This is a genomic window from Mangrovimonas sp. ST2L15, from assembly GCF_001280515.1.
Classification (GTDB): Bacteria; Bacteroidota; Bacteroidia; order Flavobacteriales; family Flavobacteriaceae; genus Mangrovimonas; species Mangrovimonas futianensis.
The window spans coordinates 148295-171352 of the sequence record NZ_LBIQ01000030.1; the positions used below are offsets into that span (position 1 = coordinate 148295).

Here is a 23058-nt window from a genome sequence, read left to right on the forward strand (position 1 = left end):
TCAATTTACTTTTTAACGATCTTCTTATTTACATTTAAAGAAGTACCTTTTATATTCAATATATAAATTCCAGATTGTAATTGGCTCATATCCACTTGAGCTGCATCTACTAAATTGGCTTGTTGCGTCAAAACTGATCTACCATTCATATCTGTTAAGGTAAGGGTTACATTACCAACGCTTGTAGCAGTTTTAATGTAAAGCATGCCATTAGTTGGATTAGGATACAAATTAAATTGATTAAAGTTGAAATCCTCTACACTTAAAGAAGTACAGTTTTGAAGCGTTTCATCATTTTCATCAGGCATTGAGAAATCTTCAACTTGATCTGTCATCAAGAAAGGTAGGCCTTGTGAAGCTCCTGCTCCTAAACCTCTATTTGCAAACACCTCCCAAATCAAACATTGATCTTCACCTCCGGTAAGAGCCATATCAGCCTGTAAAATAGCATTTCTTCCTGTAACAAATCCAGGACTACAAGGCTGTAATTTCATTCCATCCATTACTACTTGCATCACTTTATTATTTCCTCCATCACCATTCATTAAATCAGGATCAAATCCATATTTGTCCACATATGCCCATGTTAAATCCCATAGCATCGTAGCCCATACAAATCCTATATTATGCACAATCTCATTCCAGGACACCTCTTCTCCGTTAATGGTACCAAGAACAGTATCATCATTAGTAGCCCCATAGGTAAAGTCATTAATCGCAAAATCTGTACTGTATGGAGCTGGTCTCAAACCACTACCATCTGTATCTTGAGCCAAAACAAAAGTAGCAATAGCCTTTGCGTCTGTTGGTTGATCTGTTGACTTCATTGTCATCATCAAAGCTACCCAGTCAGACCATCCTTCACCCATTTGTTCCGCATTACCTAAACAACCTGTGTTATTAGCTCCACCTGTAAGTCTATTTGAGATTCCATGACCGTACTCATGTGCCATTACGCCATTATCCAAGCTACCGTCAATATTAAATACCTCATCCAATACGATTGTAGCATTGATAGTTTCTCCTCCCAACAAGGCATCAATAATTGGCTGACCATCTGCATTGTTAACAAAGATTGAAGGAATCGTGAACGCAGGATCAGACTGTCCAGCCATTGTCACATATTGTACATAATCTGGATCATTAGTTGGATTGTTATGATTGACCATAATCACGGCAACCGCACCAGCATCTTGAGCGTTTTGAATTTTATCAACAAACGTACAGTTACCTCTTTTGATAACAGCAATTTTACCTGTAACATCAGCTCCATTTACTAAGGCATTACATCCCTCCGTAGGAGCCCCAGTACCATCATCAACAACTACAAGGTCTGCTGTAACTGGAATAGAACTTGGTCCTGTAATGTTGTTTCCTGGTCCTGTAGCTGGTAAAGCAGCAATGTAACCTCCAGCTAAATCACCGGTATTAATAGTAAGTGGTTGGGGAATGGCATTATCGGCACTATCCCATAAAAACATTCTCATAGAAGGATTGGATCCATCTGGAGGTGTTCCAAATGTAGCATTGTTCATTCCAGAACCATCTTGCCCATCCGCAAAAACATAATCATTACCTGCTCCTCCATTTCCGTAGTTGTTACTTTGGAAGTTTCCACTTGCTTCATCAAAACCATATTGATACCAAACATCGTGCATCATATTATTGGCGTAAAACAAATTGGTAATGGCAGCGTCTACATAACCTGCAGGTTGTTGCTCAAAATCAAGAGGAAAATCAAAAGATAAGGTTTCCAACCCATCAGGAGCATATCCCGTTCCATTATTACCATCTTGATCCTCTTGCGCCCATACATTATTCCCTCTAGTAATTGTGTGCTCTGCACCAGCAACACCATCAGTATCATGCCATCCATATGGAGATGCAATATCATTAGAAGGCTCAGACAATAAACTTCTTGAACCATGATTAGGGCTTTCTACAGGATAAGGATAAACATTATATTCAGATCCATCTGCAGTTAAAGTTGCTGCCTTAAATAAAGAGAAGGCTTTTTCGTTAGTTCTTTTTCCATGAGCAGTGGCACTGTGATTTACATGTTCTCCAAAATTACAGCTTAAAACCCAATCAGCAGTATCCAAAATACTTCCATCTTGTGCATCTACACGAATACTCCACCAGTGATTACCATCTAAAGCTTCAACACTTACATCCCAAGCCAACTTTAACTCATTAGCTTCTTGATTGTAGAAGTATACTAATTTAACAGGAATGTTAGATCTTGAAATCCCCGCATTATTGAAAGTAATCTCATTTTCAAATGCTCCAATCTCTTCAAGTCCTTGTAAATTCCCTAGGTTAAATTCCATAGCTACTTTTTGCAAAGCTGCCTGAGCATTAATGCTTGGATATTGTGCATTAATTTTTTGAGCAATGTCCCCAATTAAATTATTTGCATAATAAAAAACCGAATTATCTCTTAATGCGACACTAGAAATGGCATTAAAAATTTCAATTCCCTGATATCTTTGATTAAGATATAAATGCGTTAAATTAGATTTTTTAGAATATACCTCGTGATTGATGTATAAATCAGAAAAATCATTGGCTGTAAATCCATATTCTCCCTTAATATTTTCTAGGTAAGAATTTACAACCTCATTGTAACGGGAATCCGCTAATCTCTTTTGTCCAAATGTCAGATTAAAACTGAGGCATATCAACAAAAAAGAAAAGAATCTTAAGTAACTTTTTTTCATTTTTAATTTTGTTTTGTTCCTTTTTTAGTTGAGAATGAGCAAATATAAGAGATGATGTATTTAATTTTATAATTTCTTAACAAAAAATATTCAAATTTAACTTTAATCCTTTTATTAGACTTCCCCTAAATTTGCATTTACAATTATCCATTGACACCAAATGATTTTAAATCAACTTCATAATATTGAAGATTTAAGGAATCTTTCAAAAGATGAACTTCCTACCTTAGCCAAGGAGCTCAGACAATATATTATACATGCAGTTGCCACCAAGGCAGGTCATTTGGGCGCTAGCCTAGGAGTAGTTGAGTTAACCATAGCCCTCCATTACCTGTTTAATACACCTAAAGATAAATTGATTTGGGATGTAGGACACCAGGCTTACGGACACAAAATACTAACTGGAAGAAAAAATGTATTTGATACCAACAGGCAACTACATGGTATCAGTGGTTTTCCTAAAATATCAGAAAGTCCCTTTGACGCTTTTGGAACAGGTCATTCATCAACTTCTATATCTGCCATTCTTGGAATGGCAAAAGCAGCCCAACTAAGAAATGAGAATAGACAACATATCGCTGTCATTGGAGATGCTTCCATAGTCAGTGGAATGGCATTTGAGGCTTTAAATCATGCTAGTGTGTCTGGAACCAACGTACTAATTATTTTGAATGACAATGGCATTGGGATTGACTGGAGTGTAGGTGCTCTAAAAGAGCATTTTAAAAACTTATCCCCAAACTCCGATCAAAACATTTTCAAAGCACTTGGTTTATATTACACTGGGCCAATTGATGGTCATGACCTTCCTATGTTAATGACGGCCCTGGAAGATTTAAAAAATATTCCAGGCCCCAAATTATTACATGTCAAAACTGTTAAAGGAAAAGGCCTAAAGCAAGCTGAATTAGACCAAGTAACCTATCATGCTCCAGGAAAATTTGACTCGGTCACCGGTGAATTATTTCAAAAGTCAGACCTTCCAACACCCCCCAAATTTCAAGATGTTTTTGGTTATACGCTGTTAGAACTCGCCAAAACTAATGAAAAGATTATTGGAATCACCCCAGCAATGCCTTCAGGCAGTTCCCTAAAATATATGATGGCTGAAATTCCTGAAAGAGCCTTTGATGTAGGGATTGCTGAACAACATGCGGTCACCTTTTCCGCTGGTTTAGCAGCAGATGGTTTTATACCCTATTGCAATATTTATTCAACATTTTTACAACGGGGATACGATCAAGTCATTCACGATGTTGCCTTACAAAATCTTCCAGTAATATTTTGTTTGGATCGGGCTGGACTGGTAGGAGAAGATGGAGCAACCCATCATGGTATTTTTGACATAGCTTATCTAAGAAGCATTCCGAATTTTATATTTTTTGCCCCTAGGAATGAAGAAGAACTACGCAATATACTTTTCACGGTCCAGTTGGAATTAAAAGCTCCCATCGCCATAAGGTATCCTAGAGGGAGAGGAAGAAATATCAATTGGGAAAGCCCCTTCCAATCCATTGAAATAGGAAAAGGAATTTGTTTAAAGCAAGGAGAAAAACTAGCTATCATATCTTTAGGAACTATGGCATACAATGTGGAGGATGCCCTTTCTGATTTAAGGAATTTGAATATCGCTCATTATGATATGCGTTTTATAAAGCCTTTGGATACAGAACTTTTACATGGAATTTTCAATAAATTTCAAACCATTATCACTGTTGAAGACGGCATTATAACTGGAGGATTTGGTAGTGCCATTTTAGAATTTGCAAATGAACATGACTATACCAATCGTATAAAAACTTTGGGAGTTCCAAATCAATTTATAGAACAAGGAACGATTCCAGAACTCCAAAAAATATGTGGCATTGATACTGAATCTATTAAAAACTGCATCTTGAAAGAACTAAATTACAAATAAGTTCCTTTTATCTTTTTGTGAGTCAGAATGGCATTACTATCTGATAGTTTTGCTACATAATTACAAACCATCATCAACATTTCATAAGTTGTCAGGTTCTCATGTAATGAAAGATGTTTTTCTAAAGTCTTTAGAATAAGTTTATCATAATTGGATGTTTCCCCTTTCATAAAGTTATCTAACGCCTTGGTGTAGACAATTAAAAGATCATTCAAAACCTCATACCCTGCTATCTCCTTCCCAATAACTTCCTCGGATTGATAAACTTGTTTTACACTTAATTTAATAATGTCGGAAATTTGGGCTTCATATTGACATTTATCCAACAGGGAAGCACCAAACTCATTTTTTAATATGCTTTCCTCGTTTTTCACAAAGACATCCACGGCCTCATTGATAAGTGTATTAATTGCTAGCGCTCTTAAATAACTAACACGATCCTTGGTATTGGTTAATTGGTGATACTTATTGGCATTTATGGAATCCCTGACCAAATTAATCAAATATTCTAAAGCATATTCTTCTTGAATAAGCCCCATATTTATTCCATCTTCAAAATCAATTATAGTATAGCAAATATCATCGGCTGCCTCAACCAAATATGTCAATGGGTGGCGTCCAAAACTAACTGTGGAACCAGTTCTAGTTTCAATCAAACCTAAATCACTTGCCACATCCATAAAGGCGTCTTTTTCACTCTGAAAAAAACCAAACTTTTTATCTGCGATATGCTTAGTAGGCCTTTTAGGTAGAGATTCTTTTGGGTACTTCATAAATGCACCCAAAGTAGCATAACTCAACCGAAGGCCTCCTTCCCTACCGGCTCTACTTTCAGTTAGAATCTTGAAACCGTTGGCATTTCCTTCAAAATCACATAGATCTTGAAACTCCTTATCACTTAACACCTCTTTAAATCGAAATCCCTTACCAGTCTTAAAAAATTCGCCGATAGCCTTTTCACCCGAGTGTCCAAATGGTGGGTTCCCAATATCATGAGCCAAAGCGGCAGCTGCCACAATAGCACCAAAGTCATTCGCTTGATATCCATGTATAGTAGTAAGATGGGGATACTTTTCTATAATCTTTGCTCCAACTCTCCTACCCAGGGTTCTTCCTACCACGCTTACCTCCAAACTATGAGTCAATCTGGTATGAACAAAATCTGTTTGTGACAATGGTATCACTTGGGTTTTATCTTGAAGACTTCTAAACTCTGATGAAAATATAATACGATCATAATCCACTTCAAATCCCAATCGGGTTTCATCCTGCTCATTCCTGAGCCTTTTATTTGTGTCTCCAAAACGTTTTAAAGAAAGTAATTGCTCCCAGTTCATATTAAAGATTTAATGCATCGCAATATAGCCATTACCATGTTAAAAAATTGTTTCGAAATTTAAAAAATATAGGTTTTACCTAACCTTTAGGTAACATTTTAATGAAGGATGTTTAACCTGTGATTAACTTAAACTTTACATAATCGAGGTTTCTTTGCCCCATGAAATTAAACCGAGAAATGAAACGACTTATATTCGTATTTACTTTATTAACTTCCATATTTACCTACGCTCAAGAATCAGGTTCCATCGTTGGTAAATTGACTGATAAAGAAGCTAATGATGAGCCATTGGTTTTTGCCAATGTATTAATTAAAGGGACCATTAAAGGAACAACTACTGATTTTGATGGTTTATATGCTTTAGAAAACATAGATCCTGGAACGTACACCTTGGTGTTTAGTTTTGTTGGTTATGAATCACAAGAAATCACTGTAACTGTTGAACCTGGAAAAGTAACAGAACTAAACGTACCTATGGGAGCAAATGCTGCTGCCCTAGACGAAATTGTAATCACTACAACAACAAAACGAGAAAGTGAGGTTGCCTTACTTTTAGAGCAAAAGAAAGCTGTTGAGATTAAGCAAAGTATAGGAGCCGAAGAACTTTCAAGAAAAGGGGTGAGCGATGCCGCTGCTGCTGTTGCTAAAATATCTGGTATTTCTAAGCAAGAAGGTTCAAGTAACGTTTATGTGCGTGGTCTAGGCGACAGGTACCAAAACACCACAATGAATGGTTTGGCATTACCATCAAATGATGTTAACAAGAAAAATATCAATCTAGATCTTTTTTCTTCAGATATTATTGAAAATGTATCCATTAGTAAAGCTTATTCAAGCAAGTACTACGGCGACTTCTCTGCCGGTAATGTAGATGTTACTTCTAAAAACTACAAAGGCGATGGCATGCTAGAAGTATTTGTTGGAAGTGGATTCAATTCTAATGCTATCGATAAAAGCTTTGTAAGAAGTGAAGGAACAGGATATTTTGGATACTACGGAAGATACGAACACAATCCATTCGCAATTATTCTTTCTCATGGTATCGACCCAGTAGATGCAGGAACCCCAATGAATGTTACCTATGGTGCTTCGGGAGGTAAATCATTCGACTTTAAAAACGGTTCACGTTTGAGCTTGTTTGTTACCGGTTCTTTTGGAAACAATTTTGAATACCGTAAAGGTTCTAACATTGATTATACCCTAACAGAGAAAAAAGCCTTTGAAGATAGTGCAGAAGAGTATGAATATACCACAAACACTACTGCTATGGCAAACCTTAATTACCGTATTGATGACAACAATAAATTATCCTATAACTCTTTATTTATCAACAGTTCTTCAGATGTTGTTGGATACTACGGTATAGATGGTTTAGGAAGAAACCGTGATGGTATTGCTGATACAGATAAAGGATTTTATCAAATGAACGTTCAATTTGACCAAAATCAAATTTTTGTAAATCAAATCTTAGGTGAGCATACCTCTGGAAAAGTTGATTTAGATTGGGGATTGGGCTATAATGTTGTTTATGCCAAACAGCCAGATAGAAAACGTATCAGTTTAGAAAACTATGATTATGCTTTGGACAATGATCCAACTACTAATCCCATCTTCTATAGCAACGTTGCATTTGACAACCAACGCTACTTCCAAAACATTGAAGATGAAGAGTACAATGGTCGATTAAACCTTGCTTATAACATCTCTGACGAATTCAAATTAAACTTTGGGTACAATGGAAGAAGCAAAACAAGAACATTTAACAACATACGCTACGGATATGACATTCTAGATAGTAATTATCAAATTACCAATGTAAATAATTTCAATGCTATTTTCACCTTAGATAACTTGAGAATTAATTCTGCTTCTGAGGAAGGTATATACGATATCAATGTTTTAAATCCTTACCCAGGATTATCAAACACCAACAGACCAGGTTTACCAGAAAACACTTATAAGGGTCTATTAAATATTCAATCTGGTTATTTAAATGCAGAAATCAAGGCAGGAAAGTGGTTATTTGTTCCAGGTCTAAGACTAGAATCTATTGACCAAAGTATTGAATACGATGTGATCAACTTAGGTTCAAATGGGGAAGACACAAAATCATTTTATGATAATTTCTTTCTACCTAGTTTAAATATTAAATATGCTTTAAATGATGATATGAACCTTAGACTTACTGGAAGTCAAACCATATCCCTACCAGAATTTAAAGAAGTCGCTCCATTCGTTTATGAGGATGTATCAACGAGAGTTGGTGGTAACCCAGATCTTTTAGAAGTAGGATATTCAAAAGTTTATAGCATCGACTTAAAGTACGAATGGTTTTTCAGCAAAAGTGAAATCTTTTCTATGGCAGGTTTTGCCAAAGAAATCAACGACCCCATCAACTTAGTGGTTGGTGCAGACGCGACAGGTACTCAACGTTACTTTAGAACTGGTGATAAGGCCCGTGTATATGGTGTTGAATTAGAGGTGAAGAAAAATTTAATCGCTGATGCTGATGATGAATCCATTCTATCTATGGGAATGAATGCCACCTACATGCATACACAACAAGATTTGTATTCTGAAATTGACGGCGACACCTATAATGTTGGATTCTCAAACCGTACTGAAGACGAACTACAAGGAGCCTCTCCGTTCATTATTAATGCAGACATCAGTTTTTCACCTAATTTCAGCGCAAGTTATAAACCGGTTGCCAATTTAGTATTCTCATATTTTTCTGATAGAATTGATGCTTTAGGATCTGGTCAATTAGGAAATGTTATCGAAAAAGGTGTTCCTACTTTAGACTTTATCTGGAAAAACACCATTAATAAAAATTTTGAAATCAATCTTAGCGCAACCAACCTTTTAAATCCTAACATCGGATACTTCAGAGAAACAACTTTAGGAGATATTACTGTTAACTCGGTAAATGGGAAAGGTGTTTCAGACTATAAACGAGGTATGAATGTTGGATTACAACTTAAATACAATTTTTAACAACCCATAATTTTAACAATAGAAAAATAATTAAACTCGAAAAAGATGAAAAATAATTTTATTTTAGGATTAGCAATTATTTCAATGCTATTCTCATGTACGACAGACGACACTGCGGATATCGTGATCAATGATAACAGTGACAACAGCACCACAATTGAAGGTGGTAACGGCGGAAACACTGGTGAAACTGTTTACTTATCTGGTACTTATACTTCAGATTTAACTTTAGACATTAATAACAATTATGTAATTAATGGTCCACTTATCATGGCTTCCGGAACAACTTTAACTATTCCTCCATGTATGACTATTGAAGCTTTAGCTGCTGGAGCTAATGTATATGTTGCTATTGCCCAAGGTGCTCAAATTGATGCTAACGGTACGGCAGATTGCCCAATTGTGTTTACATCAAATGCAACTAACCCTGCAGCTGGAGATTGGGGAGGACTAATCTTATTAGGAAGAGCTCCTATCAATTCAGTTACTGGATCTGCAACTTCAACTTCTGAAATTGCAAGTTTACCTTACGGTGGAACCAATGAAGCTGATAACTCTGGATCATTACAATATGTTCGTGTTGAATATGGTGGTGGTGCTGCAGATGGTCAATCTGAAAACAATGGATTTTCTTTTTATGGTGTAGGTAATGGTACAACTGTTAATTACATTCAAGGTTATGTTGGAAAAGATGACGGTATTGAGTTTTTTGGTGGAACTGTAAATGCAAGTCACATTTCAATGATTGGTATGGAAGACGATTCAGTTGATTGGACTGAAGGATTTTCTGGCACATTAACCGATGTTTACATTGAGCATATGGGAGACCATGATAAAGGTATTGAAGCTGATGGTTACAATACTGATTATAGCAACGCTGCCGGCTACTATTCCAAGCCAACTATCAATAATCTTCACATTGTAGGATTAGGATCTGAGACTGGAAATGAAGCTGTTCGTTTAAGAGCTGGTACTCAAGGTATCTTCAACAATGTTCTTATTGAAGGTTTTGATGAAGGTTTTGATTTAGACGGTGACTCAGGAGACAATCCAACAGGAGCTGGTGTAATTAGTGGTGACTTACATATTACTGATGTTACTTTTAACGATGTTACAACTAAAGTTAAAAATGATACTGGTGTAACCTTTACTGAAGGTGACATCATTACTGGTGATGGTAATGGTACTGGAACTGATTATACTTCTTGGGGAGCAGGATGGACTCATGAATAATTAGAAAGTGAACTATAAATAAAAAAGCACCCTAAAAAGGGTGCTTTTTTATTTTATTAGAAGGTTCTTTTAGAAACCTAATCTCTAGAAGCTATGTGAGCTTTATTTGTCCATTCGCTTACACTGGCAATGGTATTATTGCTGTAATCTACTTCCTTTAAAGATGTTTCTGTCCAGAAAAACCACTTGCCTACTTTTTGGCCATTATCATATTTACCTTGAGCAAGTTTGTTTCCTTGAAGATCAAAGCTCGTCCAAGTGCCTTGTAATTTGCCCGCTTGGTTAAAATATCCTGTTTGGCTCACTACACCATTATCATGGTAATACGTCGCCTCATACAATTTATTTGACTTTTCTATCCTAGACCCTAATTTACTTTGTGCAAATGATGTAACTCCAGCCAACATCATCACTAAAATCACTAATTTTTTCATGTCTGTTTGGGTTTATTATTTTGTTTCTTACTCAAATATAGTCAATAATTTACTTTCAGGAAACCTTTTCTTAACACTTAGATAACATTAAGCTCGTATATATCTGTTTTTCAATAACTTACCCAATGTTAAGTTTTTAAAATACGAAGAATTTAACATTCTTAATATTAAATTAATATTATGATTACATAGAAGTTAACATTCTAAAGGATATTTGTAACGTTGTTATAAACACTACGAATAGTTCATATGAAATATTAGTTTTTGTCGACTACCAATAGTATGTTCTATGGAAACTGCCTCGTTGGAGGCAGTTTTTTTTATACTTAAACTTAATATTAAGGAAACATTAAGTTAACATTAGAGTAAGTTCTTTGCAGCGACAAAAACTAATACATAATAATGAACAAGAAAATAATCGCAATAGCGCTAATGCTATTTGCAATACACTTTTCTAGTAGCCAAACAATAGAGACTTCTACCTTTGGCAAAGGCCTTTTAAATCTAAAAGCAAAAGATAGCTCATGGACCATGAAACTTGGAGCAAGATTTCAAGTACTCTCTTCGTCCTCATGGGATTATTCCGACCAAAAACTTTCGGATCAAACCACCAACACTCTTATTAGAAGATCAAGGTTAAAATTTGATGGATACGCATTTTCGCCAAAACTTGTTTATAAGCTTGAAATAGGCTTGTCAAACAGAGACATCTCAGGAGGCTCAAAATACACGGGCAATACGCCTCGATATGTAATGGATGCCGTTCTAAAATGGAAATTCTATGAGAATTTTGTACTTTGGTTCGGACAAACCAAATTACCGGGAAACAGGGAAAGGGTTATTTCCTCTGCCAACCTTCAATTTGTAGACCGCTCCATTTTAAATTCTCGATTTAACATTGATAGAGATATTGGATTACAATTACACCATAAAACAGCCATAGGAAATTCTCTTGTCATGAAGGAAATTGTATCTATTTCACAAGGAGAAGGAAGAAATGTAACCACAGGGAATCAAGGAGGCTATCAATATACAGGCCGATTAGAGGTCTTTCCATTTGGTGAATTTGATAAAAAAGAAGATTACATGGGGAGCGACTTGTTAAGAACTAAAACCCCAAAACTATCGCTAGCAGTCACCTATGATTACAATCAAGATGCGGTAAGAACTCGAAGTAATATGGGCTCATATATGGAAAATGATTTAGGTTTATATCAAACCAACATCTCTACAATCTTTGCCGACTTCATGTTTAAGTATAAAGGTTTATCCATCATGGGGGAATATGCCAAAAGAAATGCCGATGACCCAATCGCTAAAAATTCTGATGGCACAGAAACTGGAGATATTGTTTTAATAGGAAAGGGGTACAACATTCAATCGGGCTATTTATTAAAAAACAATTGGGAGTTTTCTGGTCGTTATTCAAACAATGAATTTGAAGAAATTACCAATGCAGATAGAATGAATTCTTATACCTTAGGAATATCAAAATATTTTGTTGGACATAAATTAAAGTTACAGACGGATTTCTCATATTTGAATTCCGAATCAAACGATAGTGTTTTAGCCAGATTACAGGTAGAAATTCACTTTTAAATTAAAAAATAACAATAAGGTAACATGTCTAAATAATACACTATAGATATTTGCCTCTATTTCTTAAAACACATGGATAATATTTATTTATTAATGGTTATTGCCTTAGCTACCTTAGCAGTTATTGACTTGGTAGTTGGGGTTAGTAATGATGCTGTAAACTTTTTAAATTCAGCAATTGGTTCTAAAGCAATCTCCTTTAAAACCATTATGATTGTTGCCAGTATTGGTATCGCGGTGGGAGCCATATTCTCCAGCGGTATGATGGAGGTTGCTCGAAAAGGGATTTTTAACCCTCATGAGTTTATGTTTGATGAGATCATGATTATTTTCATGGCTGTCATGATAACCGACATTTTACTTCTTGATTTTTTCAACACGGTCGGAATGCCTACTTCAACTACGGTTTCTATTGTATTTGAACTTTTAGGTGCTTCTGTTGCCATGGCTCTTATTAAAATTGCCCATCAAAACGGAGATTTTTCTGATGTGGTAAATTACATCAATACCTCCAAAGCAACCTCAATTATTTTTGGGATATTACTCTCGGTGGTTGTAGCCTTTTCAGTCGGGGCCATCATTCAATGGGTCACTAGATTATTGTTATCCTACAATTTTTTAAACAAATCAAAATGGGTAGGAGCAGTATTTGGAGGCTTTGCATTAGCATCTATTACCTATTTTATCTTCTTAAAAGGTATTAAAGGGACTGCTTTTGCAGGTCAAGAATTGGATATTCTAGGTGGAATGAAAATCAGTAAATTTCTTGAAGAAAAAGTACTGATCATTGTCGCTTTAAGTTTTGTTCTTTGGACTTTAATATCCTATGCTTTAATGATCATTTTTAAAACCAATATCTATAAATTGATCATTACAGTTGGAACCTTTGCTTTAGCTTTGGCTTTTGCAGGAAACGACTTGGTTAATTTTATTGGTGTTCCTATAGCTGGTTACCAATCCTACAACGCTTGGGTAAGCTCTGGAGTTTCGGCTGATGCTTTCAGTATGGGTGTCTTGGCTGAGAAAGTGCCAACACCTACTATAATGCTAGTTATCTCAGGATTGATAATGGTAGCAACCTTATGGTTATCCTCAAAAGCTAAAAAAGTTACCGAAACAGAAATCAACTTATCAAGAGAAGGTGATGGCAAGGAACGATTCCAACCAAATTTCCTATCTCGTGGTTTTGTAAGATCGGCTATAGCGATGTCTCAATTTTCTAGCTATTTGTTACCAGGTTCTTGGCAAGAAAAAATCGAAAAACAATTCACCAAACCTAGTGCCGCCGTTTCTAAATACAAAGCAGAAGATCAACCGGCTTTTGACATGGTTAGAGCAGCCATTAACTTAACAGTAGCTGCCGCATTAATTTCATTAGCAACATCCATGAAATTACCTCTTTCAACTACCTATGTAACCTTCATGGTTGCCATGGGAACGTCTTTAGCAGATAGAGCTTGGGGAAGCGAAAGTGCCGTTTATAGGGTTGCTGGAGTTCTTAACGTCATTGGAGGATGGTTCTTCACCGCATTCATGGCGTTTATTGCCGCAGGCTTGATTGCCTATTTGATCAATTGGAATGTTAAAGTAATGGTTCCGGTACTTCTTTTACTAGCGCTTATTTTAATTGCTAGAAATTACATTACTCATAGAAGACAAAGTTCTGAAACTAAGGCCGAAGATAGCTTGACTTATTCTGAAAACAGCTCTATCCAGGGCGTTATTCACGAAAGTGCAAAAAACATTGCGAATGTTGTGAAGAGAGGAAATAAAATTTATAGCAACGCTATAAATGGTCTCGCTAAGCAAGATTTGGCTTTACTTAAAAAGAATAGAAAGCAAGTTTTGAAATTATCTAATGAGATTGATGAACTTCGAGACAATATTTTTTACTTTATTAAAAACTTAGATGAATCTAGCATTGGAGCAAGCAATTTCTACATTCATGTTCTAGGTTATTTGCAAGACATGGCTCAATCATTGGAATATATTTCAAAAGTGAGTCATAAGCATATCAATAACAATCATAAAAAACTAAAATTCAGCCAAATAAAAGAACTTAAGGAGGTTGATGATAAATTTGAAATTTTATTCAATGATACCAAAGACGCCTTTGACTCTGGGTCATTTGAAAAAATCGGAGCTATATTAAGTAGTAAAAATGAGGTATACGCCCTGGTAAAGGAGAAAATTCAGCATCAAGTAGAAAGAACAAGATCTGAAGAATCAAGTCCAAAAAATACCACCTTATACTTCAGTATCCTTTTGGAAACTAAAGACCTCTTGACTGCAACCATGAATTTAATGGAGGAGTATTATCATTCTCATGATGATTCAGTAAAACCTGCTAAGCCAAGAGCTACGAATGAGGAAGAGTAAAATCTTCTTTCTTCTAATACAAAAAAAAGCATCTCGAATTGAGATGCTTTTTTTATTAACACTTTTTAAAAAATTAAGATCCACACATTAAGCAATCATCACCTTCTGACTCCTTTGCTTGAGATATAAGAGCTTTTAACTCCTCTGGTGACATTGGCTCAACTTCGGTGGTTTCTTGGGCAAATTTCGCAGCTGTTTTAGCCGCCTTATCTTTCTGTTGAGCTACTACCTTTTCATCTATAATCGGCGCTTCCGTTTTTTGCTCTTTTTTGGTATTATCCAAAGTAAACTTAATAGCATCTACAGCACTCTTCGTTCTTAAATAGTACATCCCCGTTTTCAAACCACTTTTCCAGGCATAGAAATGCATAGAGGTTAGTTTTGCCATGGTAGCACCTTCCATAAACAAGTTTAAAGATTGGGATTGATCAATGAAGTATCCTCTATGGCGGGACATATCAATAATATCCTTCATACTTAACTCCCAAACTGTTTTGTAAAGTTCCTTGATGTTTTGTGGAATAATGTCAATATCTTGAATTGAACCATTGGCTCTCATGATTTCTTGTTTCAAGCCTTCATTCCATAGACCTAACTCTACCAAATCTTCCAAAAGATGTTTATTAACTACAATAAATTCACCTGATAAAACCCTACGGGTGTATATATTTGAAGTATAAGGTTCAAAACATTCGTTGTTACCTAAAATTTGAGACGTTGAGGCAGTTGGCATAGGCGCAACTAATAAAGAGTTTCTTACACCATGTTTTTTGACCTCTTTTCTCAATTTCTCCCAATCCCAATTTCCGCTCAATTCATCATCTTTAATTCCCCAAAGGTTGTGTTGGAATTCTCCTTGACTGATAGGAGACCCTTCATAGGTTTGATAGGCTCCATCCGTTTTGGCCTCTTCCATACTTGCAGTAACGGCGGCATAATAAAGCGTTTCAAAAATATCTTGATTCAATTTTTTGGCCTCATCACTGGTAAAAGGCATTCTCAATTTAATAAAGGTATCTGCCAATCCCTGCACTCCTAACCCAACTGGCCTGTGACGGAAGTTTGAATTTTTAGCTTCTTCGACAGGGTAGTAATTTCTATCAATTACTCGATTTAAATTTTTGGTAACTCGCTTAGTAATCCTAAACAGCTCTTTGTGATCAAATTTGCCATCCTTCACAAACATAGGCAATGCAATAGACGCCAAATTACAAACGGCTACTTCATCAGGCGCTGTGTACTCCAAAATTTCAGTACATAAATTAGAAGAACGAATTGTTCCTAAATTCTTTTGGTTTGACTTACGGTTAGCTGCATCCTTATATAACATATAAGGTGTTCCGGTTTCAATTTGAGATTCCAAAATCTTCTCCCAAAGTTCACGAGCCTTCACGGTTTTTCTTCCCTTTCCTTCTTCCTCATACCTTAGGTATAGAGCTTCAAATTCTTCACTATGAGTATCAGGCAAACCAGGACATTCATTTGGACACATCAAAGTCCAAGGACCATCTTCTTGAACTCTTTTCATAAACAAATCTGGAATCCACATTGCGTAAAATAAGTCACGCGCACGCATTTCTTCCTTTCCATGGTTCTTTTTTAAATCCAGAAAGTCAAAAATATCGGCATGCCATGGCTCCATATAAATCGCAAAACTACCTTTACGCTTTCCTCCTCCTTGATCTACATAACGTGCCGTATCATTGAAAACCCGCAACATAGGCACGATTCCATTACTAGTTCCGTTGGTTCCCGCAATATAACTACCGGTAGCTCTAACATCATGAATAGACAACCCAATACCTCCAGCAGATTGGGAAATTTTGGCTGTTTGCTTTAACGTATCATAAATACCATCAATACTATCTTCCTTAACGGTTAATAAAAAACAAGAAGACATTTGTGGTTTTGGCGTACCCGAATTAAATAAAGTTGGTGTAGCATGCGTAAAGTATTTTTTGGACATCAACTCATAGGTTTCAACAGCAGCTTCTAAATCATCCATATGAATTCCCACGGCTACACGCATCAACATATGCTGCGGACGCTCTGCTATCTGTCCATTTATTTTTAAAAGATAAGATCTCTCCAAGGTTTTAAAACCAAAATAGTCATATCCAAAATCTCTATTATAAATAATAGTTGAATCGAGAACTTCACGATTATCCATGATCACTTTATAAACCTCATCAGATAACAAAGGAGCTTCCTTTCCTGTTCTTGGGTTTACATAGGTATATAAATCATGCATGACCTCACTAAAGGTCTTTTTAGTATTCTTATGTAGGTTAGAGACAGAGATTCTAGCCGCTAAACGCGCATAATCTGGATGCGCCGTAGTTAATGTAGCCGCAATTTCTGCTGCCAAATTATCCAATTCGCTGGTGGTAACACCATCATACAAACCTTCAATAACTCTCATGGCTACTTTAACCGGATCAACGAGCTCGTTTAATCCATAGCATAACTTTCTTACTCTAGCGGTGATTTTATCAAACATCACCGGCTCTTTACGACCGTCTCTTTTTACTACATACATAATTTAGTTTGTTTTTATTTTTCTGATACGCCTTCAGAAAAAGGGTTAATTAGCTACTGTCCGAATTTCAAGAATTTAAAATCCGGCGGGTTTATTTAAAGAATTTGGGCTAGAGAACACAAGTTTCAATACCCCGGTATTTATATGTTTGGAAATTAATACTGACTAGAAATCAGCATCAAATTTGAATTTATCTTCTTCCTCCTCCTTATTTAGGACGCCTGCCTTTTGATATTCAGACACGCGCTTTTCAAAGAAATTAGTTTTTCCTTGTAAAGAAATCATGTCCATAAAGTCGAAAGGATTGGTGGTGTTGTATACCTTTTCACAGTCTAGCTCAGTCAAAAGTCTATCGGTAACGAACTCTAAATATTGGGTCATTAGATTAGCATTCATACCTATCAAACTTACAGGAAGTGACTCGGTTATAAACTCTCTTTCTATATCTAATGCATTTGTCAAAATATCTTTGATACGTTCTTTTGGAACTTTATTCACCAAATGGTGGTTATGAAGATGCACTGCAAAATCACAGTGTACTCCTTCATCTCTAGAAATCAACTCATTTGAAAAAGTCAACCCTGGCATTAAGCCGCGTTTTTTCAACCAAAACAAAGAACAAAAGGCTCCAGAAAAGAAAATACCTTCAACCGCTGCAAAGGCGATTAAGCGTTCGGCAAAACTAGGTGACTCAATCCATTTTAAAGCCCAATCGGCTTTCTTTTTAATAGCAGGAAAATTTTCTATTGCCTTAAACAAAACATCCTTTTCCTTTTCGTCCTTCACGTAAGTATCAATAAGAAGCGAATAAGTTTCACTATGGATGTTCTCCATCATGATTTGAAACCCATAGAAGAATTTGGCTTCACTATACTGAACTTCATTAACAAAATTTTCGGCCAAATTTTCATTTACAATACCATCACTAGCTGCAAAAAATGCCAAAATATGTTTAATGAAATACTTTTCGTCATCATTCAATTTACTATTCCAATCAGTTAGATCTTGATGCAAGTCAATTTCTTCTGCCGTCCAAAAACTTGCTTCCGATTTTTTATACCATTCCCAAATATCATGATGCTGAATAGGAAAAATAACAAATCTATCTTTGTTTTCTTGAAGGATGGGTTCTACGGCTTGAGACATTAGATTTAACTGCTTTTAAATTAGTTAGACGAAAATTTTTGTAGAGATTTGGTCTAACAAATATTGCCAATTGTGATTGAAAAAGAAAGATTTTGAATCAAACGTTTTCAACAAGTTTTTAACACGGCGTTAACGAATAATCTTTAATCGAAAATCAACTAAAAAACCATAAGTCACTGTATTTGTGCTTGTTAAATAAAAAATAGTAATAAATTAAAAAAAATAAGATTTACCCTACTAAATCACCTTAAGCAAGCACTATTATTGACAAAAACCAAGCATTTTTTTAGTCCAGAAAGGAGGAAAGTCATTGTTAATAAAAAGACAAAAAATCAAAAAGCCAGTTATAAAACTGGCTTTCTGATTGATTAATAGCATACCAATTTGATTGAATGCTTTTTCCCTTTTAATTAATAGCTGAGACAAATATCATAAATCTTTCAGGTTTTTCGAGCGACAATTGTATAGTTGGTATCAAATTTTGTATAAATGGTAATTTTTTATGTTTTTAAACCAGAAAACACTATAAAATGTACAATTCACACATAAAATATTACCAAATATACAACCCCAAACCCTTTACATTTAATATATTGTTATCTTTGGTTTTATGATAAAAGCAGTGATTGTTGACGACGAACCTAAGGCTATTCAAAGCCTTATTTGGGAACTGGAAAATTTCAAAGATGAAATTACCGTTGTAAAGTCATTTAATTCTCCAGAATTAGCTCTTGAGTATTTAGAAGAATTTCCAACAGACTGCCTTTTTCTAGACATAAACATGCCATCAATGGATGGCTTTCAATTCTTAGATAAATTAGCGCACAAGGACTTTGCAATCATCATTACGACAGCCTATAATGAATATGCCCTAAAAGCTTTAAAAAATGAGGCGATAGATTACCTACTCAAACCCATTGATTCTGATGATTTAAAGGATACTATCAAGAAAGTAAAGAAACACATGACAAGTGCTCTTTCGCTTTCTAGGGTAGAAGAAGTCCTTTTAAATTTTAATACCAAACTAAAACATCAAAAACTGACCTTAAATACGGATGGCAAACTTATTTTTTTGGATATTGATGATGTTTTGTACATTGAATCTGACGGAAATTATAGCACCATTCACCTGAATAACCATCAAAAAATGGTAGTGACAAAAAAACTAAAGGATATTAACGCCCTACTACCGGAGAGTGTTTTTTTTAGGATCCACAACTCATATATCATCAACCTAAACAAAATCAAGGAATTTGTGAAAAATGATGGCTATGTGGTGATGACTAGTAACGATAAAATCCCTGTGGCCAGAAAACGAAAATCAGATTTCTTGAATAAATTTTAATGACTCGTACATATCACATAAAGCGTTTTGTAAAAATCATCTCATTTTTGATCCTTTTCTTTTGTCTGAAAACTTCCATTTGGGGTCAAGAATCTAGATTGACTGATGAATTTGTAGAAACTATTGAGAAAATCATTTCTGCGAAAACCAAAGATTATGCCAACATTGAGGGTCAACTATTCAAACAAAAAAGAGACACTTTAAAAATGAGGTACTTTTTGGAGCAATCCAAAAAAGCAAATTACCTAGAAGGACAAAGTTACGCTTTAAATGAGATAGGGGTTGTATTAAGGAATCTTTCATCCTATTCCAAGTCTATTGAAATGCACGAGAAATCTAATGAAATTGCTATTAAAGCAAATAATAAAGAGCTTCAAGTCATCAGCCTGAATATGCTAGGAGTTGTTTATCGCAGACAAGATAACGTAAGAGCTGCATTAGACTACCATAAAAGAGCTTTAGAGATTTCAGAAAATACAGATAACCCTTCAAAAGAGCTCATCAAAAGTATTGCAGTATCACAAAATAGCATGGGAAATATTTACCTATTGCTACAACAATACGATTTAGCCATAAGTCAATTCAAAAAGTCCTTAAAAATAGAATCTGACTCAAAAAATAGTTTGGGACTAGCGATCAATTACCAAAATATTGGGTATGCCTTAGAAGAAAAAGGACTTATTGACTCTGCACTAGTTAATTACAATAAATCTTTGAAATACAACAACATTATTGAATCTGAGGTTGGCCGTGTTATTTGTTATAATAGTATTGCCAAAATAGAAATAAAAAAAGGAGATTATGAAAAAGCGCTTCCCTTAGTACAGGAAGCACTGTCCAAAGCCTTGGACATAAGTGACCAATATTATATTGCCACCAGCTATCTCAACCTTGGTCTTGCACAACTTAAATTAAAAGACTATAAAAATGCAGAGGCTAATCTCATGAAAAGTCTTGATCTTTGTAAAGAATTCAACTACAAATCTTACGAATCTGAAGCCTATAGTTACCTTTCTGAATTACAAGAACAACAGGGCAACTATAAAACTTCATTAGACTATCATAAAAAGTATGTAGAGTTGGATAAGGCCATAACGCATCGTAAAAACTTCCAGTATGTTAATGACCTTATTCTTGAATATGAAAGTGAGAAAAAGAATAATCAAATTCGTGCCTTAGCAGACGAAAATGAAATTGTAAAACTCAAACTTAAACAAAACAAACAAATAGGATTATTAAGTCTTCTTGGAGGATTATTACTTATTGGGATTTTACTTGTACTTTATAGACAACGTAAACTTAAGAACGAAAAAAGAATTTTTTCTTTAGAGCAAGAGATGCTGAGAAACCAAATGAACCCGCACTTCATTTTCAACTCTTTAAACTCCATCAAACTTTACATAGTCAATAACGAAAAAGAAAATGCTGTTTATTATTTAAATAAATTTTCAAAATTGATGCGTCGCATTTTAATCGCTTCCACTGAAAAAGAAATTTCACTTCAGGATGAATTGGATACAATGCAACTCTATATGAATATTGAAAATATGCGATTCTCAAATGAAATTGATTATCGTGTTGATGTAGAACCTGGAGTCAATCCACTGCTGATTAAAGTACCTTCACTTCTACTCCAACCATTCTTGGAGAACGCTCTTTGGCATGGATTATCTAACAAAGAAGGCGTGAAACAAATTGATGTCTTTGTGAAAAAGAAAAGCTTTGATCACATAGCAATAACCATCACAGATAATGGCATAGGTAGGGAAGCTTCACAAAAAATTAAAAGCCAGAAAAAACTAAAAAGAAAATCTGTGGGAATCGACCTTACAAAAGCCCGCTTGGAAAATTTCTCTAAATCCTACACCTCCAGTTACCAACTCAAAATAGAGGATTTGGTTGAAAACGGAAAAGCTTCCGGGACACGAGTCACGATTGACATCCCGGTAAAATCAATGGTCTTAAAAACAGCTTAACTCAATAATCCTGAGCTACCTTTTCTAATTCCTCATACCAATCCTCTCCAAATTTCCTAATTAAAGCCTCCTTAACAAACTTGTAAACTGGCACCTGAAGTTCTTCACCTAAGCTACAAGCTGGGTCGCAAATGTGCCACTTATTATAATTTACTGCAGAAAATTCAGAATAATCCTTAACTCTAACTGGATACAAATGGCAAGAAACAGGTTTTTTCCAATCAATGACTCCTTTATTGTAAGCCTCTTCAATACCACAAAGCGCCGTACCTTTATTGTCAAAGATCACATAAGCACAATCTGCCCCATCTATCAATGGCGTCTCTAGTTCACCTAAATCGGTTGTTATAAATGTTCCTTGTTCCTCAATCACCTTGATTCCTTCCTCTCTTAAAAAGGGTTTCACCTTAGGGTAGATCTCCTTTAAAATTTGAGTCTCATTCTCCTCTAAGGGCGCGCCAGCATCCCCCTCAACACAACAAGCCCCTTTACATGCAGACAAATTGCAAACAAAATCATTTTCAATGATTTCTTCCGATATTATGGTTTTTCCTAATTGAAACATGCTGCAAAAATAGGTAAAGTTTAACTTGTAAATAACATTGTAAATCAGATATAAACATCTACTTTTGCAAAAAATTTCAAAAACCTCATGGAACTAAATGCAAAAGAAATATTTACGGCATTTATGGTACTATTTGCCGTAATAGATATTATAGGAAATATTCCTATAGTTATCGACCTCAGAAAAAAAGCAGGTCATATTCAAAGTGAAAAGGCATCTGTTATTGCGGGAATCATCATGATTTTATTCTTGTTTCTGGGTAAAAATATTTTATCACTAATTGGTATTGGGGTTAATAGTTTTGCCGTGGCTGGTTCCTTTATTCTTTTTTTCATAGCCTTAGAAATGATTTTAGGGATTACTTTATATAAAGAAGACGAGCACAGCTCCATGACAGCAACTGTATTTCCACTTGCATTTCCATTAATTGCAGGCCCCGGAAGTTTAACAACTTTATTATCTTTAAGGGCTGAATTTCATATCGAGAATATCATCATTGCAGTTATTATGAACGTAGTGGTGATTTATATTGTTCTGAAAACTTCTTCAAAAATTGAAAAGTTAATAGGAGCAAGTGGCATCAGTATTATCAGAAAGGTTTTTGGAGTAATCCTATTGGCTATTGCTGTGAAATTATTTGCACATAATATTAAGGAATTGTTCGTTTAACATGAGAATTTTAATCATCATTTTATCTGTGTTGGCCCTCATTTTAATGGCCTTCAATATAACTCAAATCGACTTTGACCATCCTTTTGAAGGCCAAAGTATTATCGCCTTGATAACCATTTTGGCAAGTTTGTGCGCCCTGGTTTTGCTACAAATTTTAAGAATTTCCAAAAAGATCGAAAAACAAATTGGAAAATAA

15 protein-coding genes are annotated in these 23058 nt (G+C 35.2%); 9 read left to right on the forward strand and 6 right to left on the reverse strand.

The features are described from left to right. Positions 1–5: 5 nt before the first annotated feature. Entirely contained in the window at positions 6–2720 is a 2715-nt protein-coding gene (locus ZA07_RS04535) for a T9SS-dependent M36 family metallopeptidase (protein WP_053970548.1), read from the reverse strand. A 160-nt stretch (positions 2721–2880) separates the two neighbouring features. Between ZA07_RS04535 and ZA07_RS04540 the strand changes: the two genes are divergently transcribed. Further along, a complete protein-coding gene (locus ZA07_RS04540; protein WP_053970549.1) occupies positions 2881–4638 on the forward strand; it encodes a 1-deoxy-D-xylulose-5-phosphate synthase in 1758 nt (585 codons plus the stop codon). Here the strand turns inward: ZA07_RS04540 and dgt are convergent. Then, entirely contained in the window at positions 4629–5975 is a 1347-nt protein-coding gene (gene dgt, locus ZA07_RS04545; protein ID WP_053970550.1) for a dGTP triphosphohydrolase, read from the reverse strand. The genes ZA07_RS04540 and dgt overlap by 10 nt on opposite strands. Before the next feature lie 179 nt (positions 5976–6154). Here dgt and ZA07_RS04550 point away from each other — a divergent pair, with 179 nt between their 5' ends. Then, positions 6155–8974: a TonB-dependent receptor gene (locus ZA07_RS04550; RefSeq protein WP_053972042.1), complete on the forward strand. Its 2820-nt coding sequence runs from the start codon at positions 6155–6157 to the stop codon at positions 8972–8974. 45 nt (positions 8975–9019) lie between these two features. Then, positions 9020–10207, forward strand: a complete 1188-nt coding sequence (locus tag ZA07_RS04555) for a hypothetical protein (protein WP_053970551.1) — start codon at positions 9020–9022, stop codon at positions 10205–10207. A gap of 77 nt (positions 10208–10284) precedes the next feature. Here ZA07_RS04555 and ZA07_RS04560 read toward each other — a convergent pair whose 3' ends face one another. Next, positions 10285–10641: a toxin-antitoxin system YwqK family antitoxin gene (locus ZA07_RS04560; protein WP_053970552.1), complete on the reverse strand. Its 357-nt coding sequence runs from the start codon at positions 10639–10641 to the stop codon at positions 10285–10287. Between the two features lie 402 nt (positions 10642–11043). Between ZA07_RS04560 and ZA07_RS04565 the strand changes: the two genes are divergently transcribed. Together ZA07_RS04565 and ZA07_RS04570 are read left to right on the forward strand one after the other, a co-directional pair. Next, positions 11044–12240 (forward strand): porin, encoded by a 1197-nt coding sequence (locus tag ZA07_RS04565; RefSeq protein ID WP_053970553.1) that lies wholly within the window; start codon positions 11044–11046, stop codon positions 12238–12240. Positions 12241–12312: 72 nt separating this feature from the next. Beyond that, positions 12313–14619: an inorganic phosphate transporter gene (locus tag ZA07_RS04570; RefSeq protein WP_053970554.1), complete on the forward strand. Its 2307-nt coding sequence runs from the start codon at positions 12313–12315 to the stop codon at positions 14617–14619. Positions 14620–14692: 73 nt separating this feature from the next. On the opposite strand, the gene ZA07_RS04575 is transcribed toward ZA07_RS04570, so the two are convergent. Together ZA07_RS04575 and ZA07_RS04580 are read right to left on the reverse strand one after the other, a co-directional pair. Then, entirely contained in the window at positions 14693–17158 is a 2466-nt protein-coding gene (locus ZA07_RS04575; RefSeq protein WP_053970555.1) for a ribonucleoside-diphosphate reductase subunit alpha, read from the reverse strand. Positions 17159–17323: 165 nt separating this feature from the next. Beyond that, on the reverse strand, positions 17324–18304 hold the full coding sequence (locus ZA07_RS04580; protein ID WP_053970556.1) for a ribonucleotide-diphosphate reductase subunit beta: 981 nt from the start codon (positions 18302–18304) through the stop codon (positions 17324–17326). Positions 18305–18914: 610 nt separating this feature from the next. Here ZA07_RS04580 and ZA07_RS04585 point away from each other — a divergent pair. Together ZA07_RS04585 and ZA07_RS04590 are read left to right on the forward strand one after the other, a co-directional pair. Next, complete coding sequence (locus ZA07_RS04585; RefSeq protein ID WP_053970557.1) at positions 18915–19649, forward strand: LytTR family DNA-binding domain-containing protein; 735 nt, start codon at positions 18915–18917, stop codon at positions 19647–19649. Further along, positions 19649–21625 (forward strand): tetratricopeptide repeat protein, encoded by a 1977-nt coding sequence (locus ZA07_RS04590; RefSeq protein WP_082316515.1) that lies wholly within the window; start codon positions 19649–19651, stop codon positions 21623–21625. Before ZA07_RS04585 ends, ZA07_RS04590 begins: the two co-directional genes overlap by 1 nt. A gap of 1 nt (position 21626) precedes the next feature. On the opposite strand, the gene ZA07_RS04595 is transcribed toward ZA07_RS04590, so the two are convergent. Then, positions 21627–22190 carry a DUF3109 family protein gene (locus ZA07_RS04595; protein WP_053970558.1) on the reverse strand — a complete coding sequence of 188 codons (564 nt, stop codon included), beginning with the start codon at positions 22188–22190 and terminating at the stop codon, positions 21627–21629. Between the two features lie 87 nt (positions 22191–22277). Here ZA07_RS04595 and ZA07_RS04600 point away from each other — a divergent pair, with 87 nt between their 5' ends. Next, the gene (locus ZA07_RS04600; RefSeq protein WP_053970559.1) at positions 22278–22859 is read left to right on the forward strand and encodes a MarC family protein; all 582 of its coding nucleotides are present in this window, start codon (positions 22278–22280) and stop codon (positions 22857–22859) included. 1 nt (position 22860) lies between these two features. After that, a complete protein-coding gene (locus ZA07_RS04605) occupies positions 22861–23058 on the forward strand; it encodes a hypothetical protein (RefSeq protein WP_053970560.1) in 198 nt (65 codons plus the stop codon).